Source organism: Mycolicibacterium nivoides (assembly GCF_003855255.1).
Lineage (GTDB): Bacteria > Actinomycetota > Actinomycetes > Mycobacteriales > Mycobacteriaceae > Mycobacterium > Mycobacterium nivoides.
Genome location: NZ_CP034072.1, coordinates 4,213,920 through 4,230,591, shown reverse-complemented (window position 1 = coordinate 4,230,591; position 16,672 = coordinate 4,213,920). Strand labels below are relative to the sequence as shown.

Below are 16,672 nucleotides of genomic sequence, written 5' to 3'. Positions count from 1 at the left end.
TCTACCGACGTTATTGAGTATGTGGCCTTCGCGACAGGTCCCGTCGTGGTCGACCATCCCGACTGCCAAACTGCCTGGATTGGGTTCCACTCGAACTGGATCAGCGCCTAATGTGAGCCCGTGGCAGGGTTCGGGTTCGACACATTGGCGCTGGTCGCGGTCATCGGCCTGACCGGACCGGCGCTGGCCACCGTGCCGCGGCTGCGTATCCCGGTGGTCATCGGTGAGCTGCTCGCGGGGATCGTGGTCGGCAGAACCGGATTCGGCATCGTCGATCACAGCGACCCGACATTCACCCTGCTGGCCAACATCGGTTTCGCGTTGGTGATGTTCGTCGTCGGCACCCACGTCCCGGTACGCGACGCCACGCTGCGTACCGCGATCCCCAAGGCGCTGCTGCGGGCGGTCTTCGTGGGTGCGGTGGCCGCGGTGCTCGGCGTGGTGATCGCGCGCGCGTTCGGCACCGGGCATGCGGCGTTGTATGCCGTGGTGATGGCCTCGTCTTCGGCAGCCCTGGCCCTGCCGGTGATCGACGGCCTGCGGCTGGAGGGGCCGCCCGTGCTGTCCGTGACCGCTCAGATCGCCATCGCCGACACCGCATCGATCGTGTTGCTGCCCTTGGTGATCGACATCCAGCGGGCGCCGCGCGCGGCCCTGGGGGCGCTGGCCATCGCGGGCTGCGCGGGCGTGCTGTTCCTCGTGCTGCGGGCCGGGTATGCGCGGGGCCTGCGCCGCCGCGTGCACCACTACTCCGCGAAGCACAAGTTCGCGCTCGAACTTCGGTTCAGCCTGATCTTCCTGTTCGGGCTGTCGGCGGTCGCGGTGACCACCCACGTCTCGATCATGCTCGCCGGTTTCGCGCTGGGCCTGGTGGTGTCGGCGATCGGGGAGCCCCGCCGGCTGGCCAGGCAGTTGTTCGGCATCACCGACGGGTTCTTCGGCCCGCTGTTCTTCGTCTGGCTGGGCGCCTCGCTGCAGGTGCGTGAACTCGCCGACCATCCCGAATTCATCGTGCTCGGTGTGGCTTTGGGCCTCGGTGCGGTGCTCGCCCACAGTGCGGGCAGGCTGTTCGGCCAGCCCGTGACACTCGCGGTGTTCTCCGCTGCCCAGCTCGGCGTCCCGGTCGCCGCCGCCACACTGGGTACCGAGCAGCACCTGTTGGCGCCGGGCGAGCCCGCGGCGCTGATGCTCGGTGCGCTGCTCACCATCGCCACCACGTCGATCGCCGGGGCGCTCGCTGCGCGCCGGGCCGCAGGTGCGGTCACACCGCCCGATGCTCGTTCGGGCTGACCCCGTAGGACCGCTTGAACGCGCTGCTCAACGCGAACGGTGTGGAGTAGCCGACCTGCCGGGCCACGGCGGCGATCGTGGCCTCGCTGCCGCGCAGCAGGTCCGCCGCCAGCGCCAGGCGCCAGCCGGTGAGGAACGCGATCGGCGGTTCGCCGACCTGATCGGCGAACCTGCGGGCGAACACCGCACGCGAACATCCAACGGCTGCAGCAAGATTGCCCACGGTCCAGGGATGTGCCGGATTGTTGTAGATCAGCTTGAGCGCGGGTCCGACGACAGGGTCCTGTTCGGCCTGCCACCACGACGGAGCATTGCCGTCCCGGTCGAACCAGGTGCGCAGCACGCCGATCAGCAGCAGGTCGAGCAGGCGGTCGAGGTAGGCCTCCTGCCCGGGTCCGTCGCGGCCCGCTTCGACGGACAGCAGATCGATCAGCGGGGTGTCCCACTCGTCGGCTCGCAGCACCAGCACCGCCGGCAGCGCGTCGAGCAGGCGGGCGCTGACCTCGCTGCGGCCCTCGTAGGCGCAGACGATCGACTCCGATGATCCGGTCGCGCTGTTGCCCCAGCTGCGCAGGCCCAGCGACATCTCGAACTGCAGATCTTCGCCGGACAGGGTCGTGCAGCGCTGGCCGGGATTGATCACGACGCTCGGCGGTGTGGCCGGATCTTCTGCGAAGACATAGTTTTCGGTGCCGCGGGTCAGTGCGACGTCGCCCGCACCCAACCGGAACGTGCCGCTGTGATCGCCGACGATGACCGCGTCACCGCGGGTCTGGCAGATCAGTGCCAGGGGTGCTTCGTCGCGGATGGCCAGTGACCAGGGCGGATCCATCCGCAACCGCAATACGAACGCGCCCCGCGCGCGTACCCCGTCGAGCAGTCCGACCAGGGCGTCCACGACCGTAGGGTAGCGCTCAACCCGGCTTGCGCGCCTCGATCAGGTGGCGCGACGAGTGCGCGAAGAACGAACCGTCGGCCTGGATCTGCCGGTGCAGCGCCTCGAGCTGGCCGCGGTAGGTGTCAACCGTGAAGCCGGGCACGATCCAGATGACCTTGCGCAGGAAGTACACCACCGCGCCGATGTCGAAGAACTCCACCCGCAGCCGCTCGGCACGCAGGTCGACGATGTCGAGGCCGGCAGTCCGCGCGGCGGCGGACTCGATTTCCGGGTCACGGGCCCTGCGAGCCTCGGGCTGTGGCCCGAGAAAGAACTCGGTCAGCTCGAAAACGCTTGCCGGGCCGACGTGTTGGGCCAGGTAGGTGCCACCCGGGATCAACACGCGGGCGATCTCGCCCCACCAGACGGTGGCCGGGTGCCGGCTGAGCACCAGGTCGAATGCCGCGTCGGCGAACGGCAGCGGCGGCTCGTCGGGATCGGCGACCACGACGACGCCGCGGGGTCCCAGCAGCCGGGTCGCACGGTCGAGATTGGGCGGCCAGGATTCGGTGGCCGCCATGGCAGGTGGGAACATCGCCGCGCCGGCGAGAACCTCCCCGCCGCCGGTCTGGATGTCCAGCGCCGAGGACACCGTGGCCAGCCGCCGGGTCATCAAGCGCTGATAGCCCCAGGACGGCCGGGCCTCGGTGGCCCGGCCCTCCAGCCACGAGAAGTCCCAGCCGTCCACCGAGGCCGCGTCGGCTTCGGCCACCAATTCGTCGAACGTCACGGATCCATCTTGGCAGTGCGACGCAAGCGAGACGATCGCGTATGGAATCGGGATTCTCGGCAATGGAACGTCTCACCTCGGCATCGTTGACTGAAGCCATGACCATCAGCCCCGTCGTCGTCCTCACCGCAGCCGCCGCCCTCGGCAGTGCCGCCGCCGGTGGAATCTTCTACGCGTTCTCCACTTTCGTGATGCGCGGCCTCGACCGCACCGGCCCCGTCGACGCCGTCACCGCCATGCGCGGCATGAACGCCGAAGCCAACGCCAACGCACCGTTCCTGCTGTTCCTGTTGGGCTCGGCGATGCTGTCGGTGATCGTCGGCGTGATCGCGGTGGCCCAGATCGGCCGGCCGGGCAGTTGGTATCTGCTGGCCGGCGCGATCTTCGGCGTCCTCGGTGTGGTGATCACCATGGCGTTCAACGTGCCGCTCAACAACCACCTCGACCAGATCGACCTGGCCGATGCGGCCGCCGAATGGCAGGCCTACTTCACCACCTGGACCGCCTGGAACCACGTGCGCACCGCATCAGGGTTCGTCGGCGCCGTGCTGCTGTTGATCGGCCTGCGTTACCGCTGAGCCTGCCTGCGGAACGCCGCCGCTACGATCCCGGCGGCCGCCAGTGCCAGCGTCGCCGCGATGATCGCCGTCGGAGCGATGCCGGAGTCGAACGCCAGGCGCGCCGAATCCAGCAGGCGCTGCGCGATTTCGGCAGGAAGATCCGCGGCCACCGAGGTGGCGCCGCCGATGCTCTCACCGGCGTCGGCGGCCTGCGCCGGGGTCAGTCCGGCCGGAACCTGGATGTTGTTGCGGTAGAACGCCGTGAAGATCGTGCCGAGCGTCGCGGTGCCCACCACGGCGCCCAGCTCGTAGGCGGTCTCCGAGACTGCGGACGCCGCACCGGCTTTCGCCGCGGGCACCGATGCCACGATGGTGTCGTTGGACACTGTCTGGGAGACGCCGACACCCAGCTCGAGTACCACGAACGACGCGATCACCGCGGCCACCGACAGATCGTGACGGAAGGCCAGGATCAAGCCGAACCCGGCAGCGACGAACACCAGGCCGAAGATCATCAGTTTGTCCGCCGCAAACCGCTTGGCGGCCTTGACCACCGCCAGGCCGGCGATCATCGACACCACCGCACCCGGCAGTGTCACCAGGCCGGCCGCCAGCGGCGACAGGCCGAGCACCAACTGCAGGTGCTGCGAGATGAAGAAGATGAACCCGATCAGGCCGACGATCGACAGGAAGTTCGCCAGGATCGACGCGCTGAACGGCGCGTAGGAGAACAGGCCCATGTCGAGCATCGGTGTGGCACTGCGGTTCTGCCGGCGCACGAACAGCACGCCGGAGACGATGCCGATCGCGAACGCCGCGACGACGCCACCTGAGAAGCCGTCGTGGGCAGCGGTCTTGATCGCCCACACGAACGGCAGCATCGCGGTGAACGACAGGGACACGCTCACCAGATCCAGCGGGCCCGGGTTCGGGTCACGCGATTCCGGTACCAGTCGGGGACCCAGCACCAGCAGCGGCAGCAGGATCGGCACGGCCACGAGGAACACCGAGCCCCAATGGAAATGCTGCAGCAGCGCGCCGCCGACGATCGGGCCCAGCGTCGAGCCCGCCGTGAAGCACGAGGCCCAGATGGCGATCGCGAGCCGGCGCGCGGACGCGTCGACGAAGATGTTGCGGATCAGCGACAGCGTCGACGGCATCAGCATCGCGCCGAAGACGCCGAGCGCCGCGCGCGCGGCGACCAGGTAGGCCGCACTCGGCGCGAAGGCCGCGGCGGCCGAGACGATCGCGAAGCCCGTGGCGCCGATGAGCAGCAGGCGGCGCCGGCCGAACCGGTCACCGAGGCCGCCCATGGCGACCAGCAGCGCGGCCAGCACCAGGGAGTAGACGTCGACGATCCACAGCTGAGTGGACGCCGCGGGTCGGAAGTCCTCGGCGATCGCCGGAAGGGCGAAGGCCAGGACGGTGTTGTCGATGGCGATCAGCAGAACCGGCAGCATGAGGACCGCGAGCGCCACCCAGGCGCGTTTCGGGGTCGGCGTCACAGCCGGGCTGCCGTCGAGGCAGGTGGACATTGGGTTTCTCCAAGCAAGTTTGGGGTCAGCCGCGCGGAAATTGAATGGTGCCCGCGGTCAGGCTGGTCATGATGGCGTCGACGATTTGGTGGCGCGGGGTGCCGTCCTGCTTGGCGGCTTCATAGCCGGCGTCGAGCAGGGCCCAGAACACGCGCCGGGCCCACCCTGGGGGGTATTCGGGCCTGTCGACTGACGCTCGGTTGAGTACTTCGACGATCGCCTCGTCGCCGGTGTCCAGATAGGCGGCCAGCTCTGGATCGGCCAGGATCGTCGGCTCGCTGTAGACGTAGAGCACGATCGGGCCCAGATCGAGCTGGCATTCCACCACGCGGCGCAGCGCGGCGTCGGCCGGCCCGTGCGTGGGGTCCGCGCGGTCGATTGCGGCGGTGCTGAGCTCGTGGACGTGCCGGGCGAGGGCGCGCAGAAGATCGGTGCGCTCAGGGTAGTACCGGTGCACTGTGCTGCGGCCGACGTCAGCGGCGGTCGCGATATCGCTGAGCGACGCCGTCGGATGGTCGGCCAGGACCGTCATCGCGGCATCGAGGATCGCCTTGCGGGTGCGCTCGCGCGGCCCGCTGTGCGTCGCTGCCGAATTGGTCATGGATCAAAATGTAGCACGATCGGGCCAAAATGGGACAGTGATGTCCCACACTCTAGCTGGGCGGGGTGAAACCGCTGGTCGGCGGTGGTGGGGGATAGCCGGGATAGGCCGCCGGATACGCCGCCGCACGGGCCTGCGGCATCAGCCGGGCCAGTGCGCGACGGTGCCGCTCGGCCAGCACCGCTGCCAGCACGTATTCGGCCGGTGCGCCGGGCGGTGGCGGCGGCGAGATGCGCGAGGCCACCTCACCGAAGATCCGGTGCCCCATCTCATGGCGTATCCGCGGATCGAGCTGAGCCGACCGCGACAGGAACTGCCGGGCCAACTCGGCCTGCTCGGGGCCGAGGCCCGACAGTTCCAGCGAGGCGGCCCACCAGGCCAGCGCCGGGGGCATGACGGGAGGCGGGTTCAGCTTGGGTCCGCGCTCACTGATCACCACGGTCCCGGCGAAGATGTCGCCGAGGCGTTTGCCCTTGGCCGACACCAGGCTGCAGATCACGGCGGGCCCACCGGTGAGCATCCAGATCTCGACGAACCCGGCCAGGCCGCGGAACAGCGCCTGGCGGAAACGTTCCGGGCCGCCGTCGTCGGCGACCACCCGCAGGCCCAACGCCATCTTGCCCAGCGACCGGCCACGCGTCGCGGTCTCCATCAGCACCGGATAGCCCACCAGGGTCAGCACCGTGAAGATGATCAGGATCGCGGCCGACAATGCCTCGTCGAGCTGGGTGAGGGTGATCGACCACAACACCACGCCCACCACGTACCCGACGGCGATGACCACGATGTCGATCAATGCGGCCAGGGTGCGCACGGGCAACTGGGCGATCGCCACGTCGAGGACGACGGCGTCCCCGGTCACCACCGGCGCGGGCTGCCAAACCATACCGACACACGCTACCGACTACGCTTTGCCAGGTGGATGTCGATGCGTTCGTCGTGGCCCATCGCCCCACCTGGGACCGGTTGGAGCAGTTGGTAAAACGACGCCGCCGGTTGACCGGTGCCGAGGTCGACGAGCTCGTCGACCTCTATCAGCGGGTCTCCACGCACCTGTCGATGGTGCGATCGGCCTCGCAGGATTCGGTCCTGGTGGGACGGCTGTCCGGGCTGGTGGCCCGGGCACGCGCCGCGGTGACCGGAGCGCACGCCCCGCTGTGGCGTGAGTTCGTCCGGTTCTGGACGGTGTCCTTCCCGGTGGTGGCCTACCGGTCCTGGCGTTGGTGGCTGGGATCCGCGGTGGCATTCTTCATCGTGACCGTGGCGCTGGCGCTGTGGGTATCGGGAAACCCCGATGTGCACGCGGCCGTCGGAACCCCCAGCGAGATCGACGAATTGGTCAACCACGACTTCGAGTCCTACTACAGCGAGCACCCGGCCGGGTCGTTCGCCCTGCAGGTCTGGGTGAACAACTCCTGGGTAGCCGCCCAATGCATCGCCTTCGCGATCCTGCTCGGGCTGCCCATCCCGTACGTGCTGTTCCAGAACGCGGCGAACCTCGGCCTGATCGCCGGGTTGATGTTCAGCGCGGGCAAGGGGGATTTCTTCCTCGGCCTTATCACCCCGCACGGACTGCTCGAGCTGACCGCCGTGTTCCTGGCCGCCGCGGTGGGGATGCGGCTGGGCTGGATGGTGATCGCGCCCGGCAACCGGCCGCGGGCGCAGGTGCTGGCCGAACAGGGCCGGGCAGTGGTCGCCGCCGCGGTCGGACTGGCCGTCGTGCTGTTGGTGTCCGGTCTGATCGAGGCCCTGGTGACCCCTTCTCCGCTGCCCACCTGGATGCGGATCGGTATCGGCGTCGCGGCCGAACTGGCCTTCCTGGGCTATGTGTTCCACTTCGGGCGCAAGGCCGTGCGGGCGGGGGACAGCGGCGACCTCGAAGACGCACCCGATCTGGTTCCCACCGCTTAGAGCTTTCCCGCCGCCTTCATCGCGAGGTAGTGGTCAGCCAGCGCCGGCGCCAGGTCTTCGGGCGGGGCGTCGACCACATCGACGCCGTGCCCGCGCAGCCGTGACGCGATGGCGCGACGGTCATTACGGGCCCGTTCGGCAGCGGCGGCGTCATACACCTGCGCGGCGTCGGAACGGCCGGCCGCCAACTGGTCCACCCGCGGATCGGCGACCGCGGCCAGCAGCACCTGATGGCGTGCCGACAGTAGCGGCAGCACCGTCATCAAACCCTCGTCGAGCGCAGAGGCATTCAGGTCTGTCAGCAGGACCACCAGCGCCCGGCCCCGCACCCGGCGCGATACCGCCGAAACCATCGCGGTCGCATCGGATTCCACCAGAGCGGGCTGCAGGGGCGCCATCGCCGAGACCAGCGTGGCCAGCAGTTCGGTGCGCGAGGCATTGAACACCCCGGCGCGGGTCACCCGGTCGATGGCCAGGAAATCGACGTGATCCCCGGCCCGCGAGGCCAGGGCTGCCAGCAGCAACGCCGCGTCCATCGACCAGTCCAGCCGCGGCCATCCGCCCGGATCCAGCGAGGTGGGGTCCACCCCGACCCGGCCCGCCGAGGTGCGTCCGGTGTCGAGCACGATCACCACCCGCCGGTCGCGTTCCGGACGCCAGGTACGCACCACCACGTCCGCACGCCGGGCGGTGGCCCGCCAGTCGATCGAGCGGACGTCGTCCCCGACCACATATTCACGCAGCGAGTCGAATTCGGTGCCCTGACCGCGGATCAGTACCGGGATCGCGCCGTCCAACTGCCGCAGCCTGGCCAGCCGGGACGGCAGGTGCTTGCGCGACAGGAACGGCGGCAGGATGCGCACCTGCCCGGGCAGTTGCCGTGAGCGTTGCCGGCCGGCCAGTCCCAGCGGGCCGATCGAGCGCACCGTGACCAGCTCGCACCGTTGATCACCGCGGCGCACGGGGTGCAACCGGGTGGCCAGGGAAACCCGTTCTCCGGCCTCGATGTTCACCTGGTGGGCGCGAGGTCGCGCCGACGCGCTGGGCGGCCAGGCATCGCGGATCGCGCCGCGCACCCGGCGGCGCCCGGTGTTGCGCACGGTCAACACCGCATCGACGGTCTGACCCAGGCGCGCGGTGGACTCGCCGCTACGAGTCACCTGCAGCCCGCCGGTGCCGCCGGCCAGCGCGACATCGGCGGCCACCGCCGCAGCCAACAGCGCCGCCAGAATGACGAAAGCCGTTGCCGGCCAAGGGGCCAACGCGATCGGCAGCACACAGACCAGTGCCACCAGACCGGCGCGGCCGGTGAGAACCATCAGCGCGGCACCGGGACGGCAGCCAGGATGCCGTCCAACACTCCGTCGGAGGTGGCGCCCTCCAACTCGGCCTCCGGGCGCAACGCCACCCGGTGGCGCAGCGTCGACCGGGCCATCGCCTTCACGTCGTCAGGGGTCACATAGTTGCGGCCGGACAGCCAGGCCCACGACCTTGCCGTGGCCAGCAAGGCCGTCGCGCCGCGCGGTGACACACCGAGCTGCAGCGACGGGGAATGCCGGGTGGCACCGACGATGTCGACGATGTAGCCCAGCACCTCGTCACCGGCCAGCACCTGGCGCACCGCGTCGCGTCCGGCCGCCAGCTCGGCCGCACCGGCCACCGGCCGCACCGCCGACAGGTCGCGCGGATCGAAGCCCTGCGCGTGCCGGCTCAGGATCGCGATCTCCTGATCCCTTGGCGGCAGCGGCACGGTGAGCTTCAGCAGAAAGCGGTCCAGTTGGGCCTCGGGCAGCTGATAGGTGCCCTCGTACTCGATCGGGTTCTGGGTGGCCGCCACGATGAACGGGTCGGGCAGCGGGCGAGGTAGGCCGTCGACACTGACCTGACGTTCCTCCATGGCCTCCAGAAGCGCCGCCTGGGTCTTCGGCGGTGTCCGGTTGATCTCGTCGGCCAGCAGCAGGTTCGTGAACACCGGGCCGCTGCGGAATTCGAACTCGGCGGTGCGTGCGTCATACACCAGGGAGCCCGTGACGTCGCCGGGCATCAGGTCCGGTGTGAACTGCACCCGCTTGAACTCCAGCTGCAGCGCCGCGGCCAGGGTGCGCACCAACAGGGTCTTGGCCACGCCGGGGACCCCCTCGAGCAGCACGTGGCCTCGGCACAGCAGCGCGACCACCAGGCCGCTGATCACCGCGTCCTGGCCGACCACCACCTTGGCGATCTCGTTGCGCAGGGCCAGCAGGGCTTCACGGGCGTTCTCGGAGGTGGGCTGAGTCACGACTGTGCGACCTGCCTTTCGATGTCGTCGAGTTGGTGTGCGAGGTGGACGAGTTCGGCGTCGGAGACCGGGGGCGGCCCGAACAGGATGTGGCCGGCCGAGTTCGCGGCGGTGCCGCAGCGTGCGGCGACGGCGGCCGCGACGGCCTGCGGTGCCGCCGAGGTGGTCAACCCGAGCCTGGGCAGCAGCCGGCCCAGCGTCGCGGTGCGCAACGCGTCGGCGGCCCGGTCGCGCGCCCGGCGGGAACGGTAGAGCCGTCCACGTCCCTCGACGGTCTCCGAGGCGCGGACCACGACCGGCAGGGATTCGGCGACCAACGGACCGAGACGCCGGGCCTGGGCCACCGCCAGCAGCGCAACCACCAGGCAGAGTTGCAGCACGATCCACCGGACCTGCGGCGGCATCAGATCCGACAGCTTGCCGTTCGCCGTCGAGCTGGCCTCGAAATGCTGTGGCGCATACCAGATCACCCGGGGTGCGGCGCCGGCCAGATTCATCGCCAGTGCCGCATTGCCCTCTTTGAGCAGGCGCGAGTTCGTCATGAAGTCGCCCGCGCCGACCACGGTCACGGTGCGTGGCCCGTCGTGGTAGCGCGCCAGTGCGCCGTCGTAACAGAGGGTCACCGGAGTACCGCCGGCGGCCGCATAGGTGTCGGTGGTGCCCAACTGTGCCGTGCCGGCCCGGTTCGCCTCGGGCAGTTCGCAATCCGGCTCTCCGCCGCCGAATTCCGTGGGCTTGTCGAGCTGGATCTGCGGGGCCAGCTTCTCGCGGGTGAGCCCGATCGGTGCGACGAGCAGCAGGTCGCCCGGGGTATCGGCCAGCCGGGCAACGGTTTTCTCACTGGACAGGAACATCGTCTGCGCCACCACCAGCAGGGCGCCGGGCCGGGCGGCGCGCGCCACCTCGTCGACGTTGGCGGCGGTGATCACCTCGACACCGTGGTCGCGCAACAGGCTGACCAATGCGTGGGTGCCCTCCGGCGACGTGGACTCGGGATCCATCGCCCCGCCCGGGCGCGGTGCGGTCAGATAGACGGTCGCGATAGCCACCGCGACGACGACGGCGAATGTCAGCAGCACCCAGCGGGCCGTGCGGAGACTGTGTCTTATCGAACTGGGGCTCATTGCGCCTGGACCTCGTCGAGCGCCGCGATCGCCCGGTAGGCCGATTCGGTGCCCGGCCGCTCACCGTAGGTGACGTCGTTGAATGTGTTTGCCGCGCTGAACAGTTCGGTGGACAGAGCGGGCAGCGCTGCCGCGGCGTCGCGGGCGAGTTCGGTCGCGGTACGCCCGGGGACGGCGTCGAGTACCCCGGTTTCCTCAAGGTGGCGTGCCAGGGCGCGGACCCGGTGCCGGATCGCTGCCGACCAATCACCCTGTGCGGCATATTGTTCCGCGATCGACCGGTGTTGCGCGGCGCTGAGCTCCTGGCTGCCGAACAGGGCCTGGTTCGCACTGCGGGCGGTGCGCATCGTGCGCCGCGCGATCCGCACGGCCACCACGACGGCGACAACGAACAGGATCACCAGCACCGAGATGGTGAACCAGCCGCCGGGGATCGCCGAGCCGGCGGCGGTGATCCGGTACAGCAGATCCCTGAGCCAGTCGACGATTTGATCAGCCGGTGAAGCCCGGGGGTAGATCGGCTTGGTCAGCTCGTTCTGCGCGGCGTCGTGCGCGGCGTCACGGTCGATTTCGATGCTCGTCACCTCAGCTGTACCGGGGCAGGCAGCCAGAGTTGGTCGGCGGTTTCGGCCGGTGCACCCGCGCCCGTCTGCAGCATCAGATCGAACGCCTCGGCCCGGAACCGGCGATCGGCGTAGAGCAGCACGACCACGCCCGCGCTGAACGGTGCGGTGACGATCTGCCCGATCGCGGAGCCGACGGCGCTGAGGACCAGCGCCGGCATCGTGGGGCCGTCGGCGATCATCGTCATGATCTGCCCGGCGACGTTGAACGGCGCACCCACACCCCAGCCGATCACCGCGGCCACGATCGTGGCCAGCACCCAGATGCCGAGCACCCGCCAGAAGTCCTTGTTCACCAACGTGAATGAGCGCCTGACCGCCGCGACGATTCCTAGGTGTTCCAACACGATCACCGCGGGGGCGAACAGCAGAACCGTCGACACGTAGAGCACCCCGACCATCGCGAGCGCCACCAACGGCGCACCTATCGCGAACGCGGCCAGCCCGCCGCCGATGCTGCCCGCACCGGCGATCGCCACCGCCACGCCCGCAATGACGACAGCCAAAGCCAGGGCCTGCAACACCGTCAGCCCGATCAGCGCCGGTAACCGGCCGCGCAGCCGCTGCCACGCCTCACCGACCGTGATGCTTCCACCGAACACCGAGCGGCCGATCACCACCGTGAGCATGCCGCTGAGCAGAAGTGAGGCCAGGGTCGTGACCACGATGCCGGTGAACACGCCACCGGCGAACACCGCGACGGTCCCGGACGACGGTGCCTCGCCCTGCAGCGTGGAGTCGAATTCGCCGAGTGCGGACAGCGGCCCGATTTGCAGTGCAAGCGTGATGATCTGTGAGGCGAGCACCACGATGGTGGCCAGCCCCAGCGTCGCTTTGGGGTTGGTGCGGACGTAGGCGACCGCGCCGTTGAAGATTTCGGTCAGGCTCAATGGACGAAGCGGGATGACGTTCCCTGCCGATACGTGAGCAAGGTATGGCCGGCCGCTCGTCATGCATTCACCGTAGTTCCCGTCAGCAACTACCGTGTGGGCATGTCGACCGAGATCATCGTGCGTGGGTCGTTCTCCGCCTTTCAGCCGCCCGAGCGTGCGACCGTGCACGCCACCGTCGGCTACGAGGGGCCGGCCATCGAGCCGGTGTACGAACGCGTGGTCCGCGACGTGGACGCGGTGAAGTTCTCGATCGCACCGCTGCACAACCCCGATGGCGGCCCGGTCACCTGGTGGTCCACCGGCCACGTGCGCACCTGGGCCGACCGGCCCTGGAACAACGAGGGCAAGCAGTTGCCCCTGGTACACCATGCCAGCGCCGGGCTCGAGGTCAAGTTCAGCGATTTCACCGCGATGGCGCGATGGGTCGGCGGACACGTCACCGAAACCGGCGGGTTTTCGCTGTCGCGAATCGAATGGGCACTGACCGCCAAGCATCGCGACGAACTCGTCGTCCGGGTGCACACCGCCGCCGTGCATGACGCGGTCACCCGGGCCCAGCGCTTCTCCGACGCACTGGGCCTCGGTCCGGTCCGGCCGGTGGCGATCGGCGATGCCGGCATGCTGGGCCGGTCTCCGGAGGGCTCATCGTCCCCGTTGGCCATGCGCGCGATGGCCGCACCCAAGGGCGGCGGTGCGGCGGAACTGGACTTTTCACCCGCCGATATCGAAGTCGCGGTGTCGGTCGATGCGAAATTCGTAGCGGGCCAGGACTGATCGCAGCGTAGGTTGACGCTATGGCCGACCTCAAGGACAAGCTGCGCGCCGATCTGACCGGCGCGATGAAGTCGCAGGACAAGTTGCGCACCGCCACCCTGCGCATGGTGCTGGCCGCGATCCAGAGCGAGGAAGTCTCGGGCAAGCAGGCCCGGGAGCTGTCCGACGCCGAGGTGATCGCGATACTGGCCCGCGAATCGAAGAAGCGCGGCGAGGCCGCCGAGATCTACACCCAGAACGGCCGGGGCGAATTGGCGGCCAACGAGCACGCCGAGGCCCGCGTCATCGACGAGTACCTGCCCACCCCGCTGACCGACGCCGAGCTGGCCGACGTCGCCGACACCGCCATCGCGCAGGTCGCCGAGCAGATCGGGGAGCGCCCCGGCATGCGTCAGATGGGCCAGGTGATGAAGGCCGCCACGGCCATTGCCGCGGGCAAGGCCGACGGTGCGCGGCTTTCGGCCGCGGTGAAGGCGCGGCTCTAAGGCGTATGCCCAAAGGCAAGGGGCGCGCCACCAGACTGAGCGTTACTCCGGGTCGGGCTATTCGGCGGAGCGGCCGATCCGGCTGCGATGGTAGGTGACCCGCCGGACATCGGTCAACCAATCCGGCACCAGACGAACCCCGGCGGCGGTGTGCAGCACGGGGTCGAATGAGACATCGCGACCGTGGGGAAGCTTCTCGCGCAGCACCAGCCGTGCCAAGGGTTCGAACTCGCCGCTGATCGAGGACTGTTCGATGTCGAATTCCATGCCACCGCGTTCCAGCTGAGCATTCACGCTGGTGAGGGACAGCCCCGAGCCGTCGAACTGCGTGTTGAGCCGGGCCCTGAGCCACCACAGCGTTCCCTCGAACCTCATCGGCATCAGGCTGGAGAAGGTGATGCCCGCCCAGGAGTTGGCCGGCCACAACAGAAAACGATTTCCGGCCAGCGTGGAGGCCAGCAGCACATCCCACGGCGTGCCGGACAACTGCGGCGGCAGACGCCAGGCCAGGCCCGCGATGTCCGGCAGGGAATCCGCTGTCCCGACCCCCTTGGACAACCGCCCGACGACGTCACACGAGTAGACCGGCAGACCTCTGCCGATGGGCGAGGTGCGCTCGAGACTGCCCCGCGCGAGTACGCCGCTCGGGTGGAACAGCCGCCGGTGCCTTGCCGCCGCACCCAGCTGGACTGGCCAGGAAGCGACATCGGAGATCTTCATGGCCACCGACTGCCCGCCCATGGAGCGCCGCAAACCCGCGCGCTAGATCCGCCAGAGGGCTTCCTGGGTGACGCTGGCGATCAGCGTGGTGTCGGCGTCGTAAAGGGAACCGACCGCCAGGCCGCGCGAGTCGTTGTGGTTGGCCGGCTGGATCTCGTAGCGATGCCAGCGCTCTGGCTGGAACGGGCGGTGAAACCAGATCGAATGATCCAGGCTGGCCGCGAAGCCGAGATCGGACCGTAGCCGGACATTCGGTGGCAGCGCCGAGGGCACCGGGCCGAGATCGGACATGAACGTCAGCGTGCAGGCGCGGATCAGCGGATCGTCCTCGATTGGCGTACTGGCCCTGACCCAGAACGGTGGGATGGCGAACTCCGAGGCATCGTCGTGGGTGGTGCGCAGTTCGAACTTGTCCCCGAAATCCAGCACCTCGGCCTTGGGGACTGCCGCCGCGAACTCCAGTGCGGGCGGTGCTTGCGGGAACCAGTCGAGTCCGGGTTCGGGATGGTGGAACGAGGCGATCATCTCCAGGATCACTGCCCCGCCCTGGCTGGCGGTGACATGGCGGGTGGCGAACGCGCGTCCGTCCCGGATGCGGTCGACGTGGAACTCGACGTCGGCGTCGTAGCGTCCGCCGCGGACAAAGTAGGCGTGCAGAGATTGCGGGAGTTTGCCGTCGTCGACCGTGGCGCCGGCAGCCGCCAGCGACTGAGCCGCGATCAGGCCGCCGAACAACCGCTCGACCGCGCCTCGGCGTGGCTCGCGAATGCAGAAGTCATCGCCGTGGCGATCGAACTGCAACAGTTGGGCGATCCAGCTCAGTGCGGCCATCGGCCGAGGCTATCAACTGCTTGGTTGGGACGGCGCTCACACCTGCTTGGCGAAATAACGCTGACCGTCGGAGGCCAGACGCCCGAACGCCGCCTTGACCACCGGCGCCAGGCCCTTGAACGGAATCGCGAACAACGGTTTCGGCTCGATCGCCACGATCCAGGTGAACTGTGTCTGGCCGTCGCCGACGGGTTCGACGAGATAGTCCTCGGCGAACCGGCGCAGCGCCGGAATGCTGGCGTGATCGACCGTGAACGAGTACCTGCGGCCTTCCTCCCAGCGGAAGAACGTCTCGTGTACCCGCACCACGCCGGGCGCCAGTGTCACCTCACGGGAGGTGCCGACACCGAAGGGCCTCGGCGTCAACCAGTTCACTGCCGTGATCGACGGGCCCCACGCGGCCAGCGACTCGTCGGATACCAGCGACTCCCATACTTTTTCGGGCGGTGCGGCGAAGCGCTTCTGATAGGTGAAGATGTGCGGTGCCGTCGTGAAGAAATCGGCGTCCGCGGATTCCAGCGTGAATCGGGGCATGGTGCCAGCATGCCGCACAACGTCACTGCGGGATACTCGGATACAAAGCGCATTTCCGGAGAGGGGACCTATGACGGCGGCGCTCGGCGGCCGCTACGAGCTACGCGGCGTACTCGGCCGCGGCGGCATGGCCGAGGTGCACGACGGTTGGGACACCAGGCTGTCGCGTCCGGTGGCGATCAAACTGCTCTATCCGGCCCTGGCTGCCGACGAGGTGACGCGCCGGCGCTTCGAGAACGAGGCGCGGGCTGCTGCCGCGCTGAACCATCCCAACATCGTCGCGGTCCACGACAGCGGTGAAGACAACGGGACGCCGTACATCGTCATGGAACGACTGCCCGGGCCCACCCTGGCGGACGAGATCGAGGCCGGCCCGCTATCGGCCGACCGCGTGCGCTGGGTGCTGTCCGACCTGCTCGGTGCGCTGACGGCCGCGCATGAGGCGGGCATCCTGCACCGCGACATCAAGCCCGGCAACGTCTTGATCACCGCGTCCGGGACCGCCAAGCTCGCCGACTTCGGAATCGCCAAGACCGACGGGGCCGCCCACACCCGCGTCGGGATGGTGTTCGGCACCGCGAATTATCTGAGCCCACAACGGATCACCGGCCGGCCGGCGTCGCCATCGGACGATCTGTACGCCCTCGGTGTGCTCGGCTACGAGGCATTGACCAGGCGGCTTCCGTTCGAACGCGACAATCCGGTGGCCACCATGCGCGCGGTGCTCGAAGACCCGCTGATGCCGATCGGGATGCTGCGACCCGACGTCGATCCGGCGCTGATCCAGGTGCTGGAGCGCGCGATGTCGCGGGATCCGGCCTACCGCTTCGCCAATGCCGCCGCGAT

General features: G+C 69.0%; 19 protein-coding genes. 6 read left to right on the top strand and 13 right to left on the bottom strand.

What is annotated here, in order from left to right; translation table 11 throughout:
* The first annotated feature begins 120 nt into the window (after positions 1-120).
* Positions 121-1,290, top strand: coding sequence for a cation:proton antiporter (locus EH231_RS20615; protein ID WP_090430263.1), 1,170 nt, complete (start codon positions 121-123; stop codon positions 1,288-1,290).
* Here EH231_RS20615 and EH231_RS20610 read toward each other — a convergent pair.
* Entirely contained in the window at positions 1,262-2,188 is a 927-nt protein-coding gene (locus EH231_RS20610) for an AraC family transcriptional regulator (RefSeq protein ID WP_124713207.1), read from the bottom strand. The two genes, EH231_RS20615 and EH231_RS20610, sit on opposite strands and share 29 nt — an antisense overlap.
* A gap of 16 nt (positions 2,189-2,204) precedes the next feature.
* Positions 2,205-2,957: a methyltransferase domain-containing protein gene (locus tag EH231_RS20605; protein WP_124713206.1), complete on the bottom strand. Its 753-nt coding sequence runs from the start codon at positions 2,955-2,957 to the stop codon at positions 2,205-2,207.
* Between the two features lie 98 nt (positions 2,958-3,055).
* Between EH231_RS20605 and EH231_RS20600 the strand changes: the two genes are divergently transcribed.
* Positions 3,056-3,535 (top strand): anthrone oxygenase family protein, encoded by a 480-nt coding sequence (locus EH231_RS20600; RefSeq protein ID WP_124713205.1) that lies wholly within the window; start codon positions 3,056-3,058, stop codon positions 3,533-3,535.
* Here EH231_RS20600 and lfrA read toward each other — a convergent pair.
* Genes lfrA through EH231_RS20585 form a run of 3 tightly spaced genes read right to left on the bottom strand, consistent with a single transcriptional unit; the run spans position 3,526 to position 6,539 of the window.
* Positions 3,526-5,052: an efflux MFS transporter LfrA gene (gene lfrA, locus EH231_RS20595; protein ID WP_090430271.1), complete on the bottom strand. Its 1,527-nt coding sequence runs from the start codon at positions 5,050-5,052 to the stop codon at positions 3,526-3,528. The two genes, EH231_RS20600 and lfrA, sit on opposite strands and share 10 nt — an antisense overlap.
* A 25-nt stretch (positions 5,053-5,077) precedes the next feature.
* A complete protein-coding gene (locus EH231_RS20590; RefSeq protein WP_090430273.1) occupies positions 5,078-5,653 on the bottom strand; it encodes a TetR/AcrR family transcriptional regulator in 576 nt (191 codons plus the stop codon).
* Positions 5,654-5,705: 52 nt separating this feature from the next.
* On the bottom strand, positions 5,706-6,539 hold the full coding sequence (locus tag EH231_RS20585) for an RDD family protein (RefSeq protein ID WP_090430275.1): 834 nt from the start codon (positions 6,537-6,539) through the stop codon (positions 5,706-5,708).
* 32 nt (positions 6,540-6,571) lie between these two features.
* On the opposite strand from EH231_RS20585, the gene EH231_RS20580 reads away from it, so the two are divergent.
* Positions 6,572-7,564, top strand: coding sequence for a stage II sporulation protein M (locus tag EH231_RS20580; protein ID WP_090430277.1), 993 nt, complete (start codon positions 6,572-6,574; stop codon positions 7,562-7,564).
* On the opposite strand, the gene EH231_RS20575 is transcribed toward EH231_RS20580, so the two are convergent.
* Genes EH231_RS20575 through EH231_RS20555 form a run of 5 tightly spaced genes read right to left on the bottom strand, consistent with a single transcriptional unit; the run spans position 7,561 to position 12,542 of the window.
* Positions 7,561-8,883, bottom strand: a complete 1,323-nt coding sequence (locus tag EH231_RS20575) for a DUF58 domain-containing protein (protein WP_124713204.1) — start codon at positions 8,881-8,883, stop codon at positions 7,561-7,563. The two genes, EH231_RS20580 and EH231_RS20575, sit on opposite strands and share 4 nt — an antisense overlap.
* Complete coding sequence (locus EH231_RS20570; protein ID WP_090430281.1) at positions 8,883-9,842, bottom strand: AAA family ATPase; 960 nt, start codon at positions 9,840-9,842, stop codon at positions 8,883-8,885. Before EH231_RS20570 ends, EH231_RS20575 begins: the two co-directional genes overlap by 1 nt.
* Positions 9,839-10,966 (bottom strand): DUF4350 domain-containing protein, encoded by a 1,128-nt coding sequence (locus tag EH231_RS20565; protein ID WP_124713203.1) that lies wholly within the window; start codon positions 10,964-10,966, stop codon positions 9,839-9,841. The genes EH231_RS20570 and EH231_RS20565 overlap by 4 nt, the downstream gene beginning before the upstream one ends.
* Complete coding sequence (locus EH231_RS20560; protein WP_124713202.1) at positions 10,963-11,550, bottom strand: DUF4129 domain-containing protein; 588 nt, start codon at positions 11,548-11,550, stop codon at positions 10,963-10,965. Before EH231_RS20560 ends, EH231_RS20565 begins: the two co-directional genes overlap by 4 nt.
* Complete coding sequence (locus EH231_RS20555) at positions 11,547-12,542, bottom strand: DUF7847 domain-containing protein (RefSeq protein WP_124713201.1); 996 nt, start codon at positions 12,540-12,542, stop codon at positions 11,547-11,549. Before EH231_RS20555 ends, EH231_RS20560 begins: the two co-directional genes overlap by 4 nt.
* 39 nt (positions 12,543-12,581) lie before the next feature.
* Here EH231_RS20555 and EH231_RS20550 point away from each other — a divergent pair, with 39 nt between their 5' ends.
* Positions 12,582-13,256: an SIMPL domain-containing protein gene (locus tag EH231_RS20550; protein ID WP_124713200.1), complete on the top strand. Its 675-nt coding sequence runs from the start codon at positions 12,582-12,584 to the stop codon at positions 13,254-13,256.
* Between the two features lie 20 nt (positions 13,257-13,276).
* Entirely contained in the window at positions 13,277-13,741 is a 465-nt protein-coding gene (locus EH231_RS20545; RefSeq protein ID WP_090430289.1) for a GatB/YqeY domain-containing protein, read from the top strand.
* Positions 13,742-13,798: 57 nt separating this feature from the next.
* Here the strand turns inward: EH231_RS20545 and EH231_RS20540 are convergent, their stop codons facing one another.
* Genes EH231_RS20540 through EH231_RS20530 form a run of 3 tightly spaced genes read right to left on the bottom strand, consistent with a single transcriptional unit; the run spans position 13,799 to position 15,826 of the window.
* Positions 13,799-14,461, bottom strand: a complete 663-nt coding sequence (locus EH231_RS20540) for a phosphodiesterase (protein ID WP_124714340.1) — start codon at positions 14,459-14,461, stop codon at positions 13,799-13,801.
* Between the two features lie 42 nt (positions 14,462-14,503).
* On the bottom strand, positions 14,504-15,292 hold the full coding sequence (locus EH231_RS20535) for an acyl-CoA thioesterase (protein ID WP_090430293.1): 789 nt from the start codon (positions 15,290-15,292) through the stop codon (positions 14,504-14,506).
* Positions 15,293-15,328: 36 nt separating this feature from the next.
* Positions 15,329-15,826, bottom strand: a complete 498-nt coding sequence (locus EH231_RS20530) for an SRPBCC family protein (RefSeq protein WP_124713199.1) — start codon at positions 15,824-15,826, stop codon at positions 15,329-15,331.
* A 70-nt stretch (positions 15,827-15,896) separates the two neighbouring features.
* Here EH231_RS20530 and EH231_RS33955 point away from each other — a divergent pair.
* The coding region (locus EH231_RS33955; protein ID WP_164480965.1) for a serine/threonine-protein kinase at positions 15,897-16,672 on the top strand (776 nt) is incomplete at its 3' end.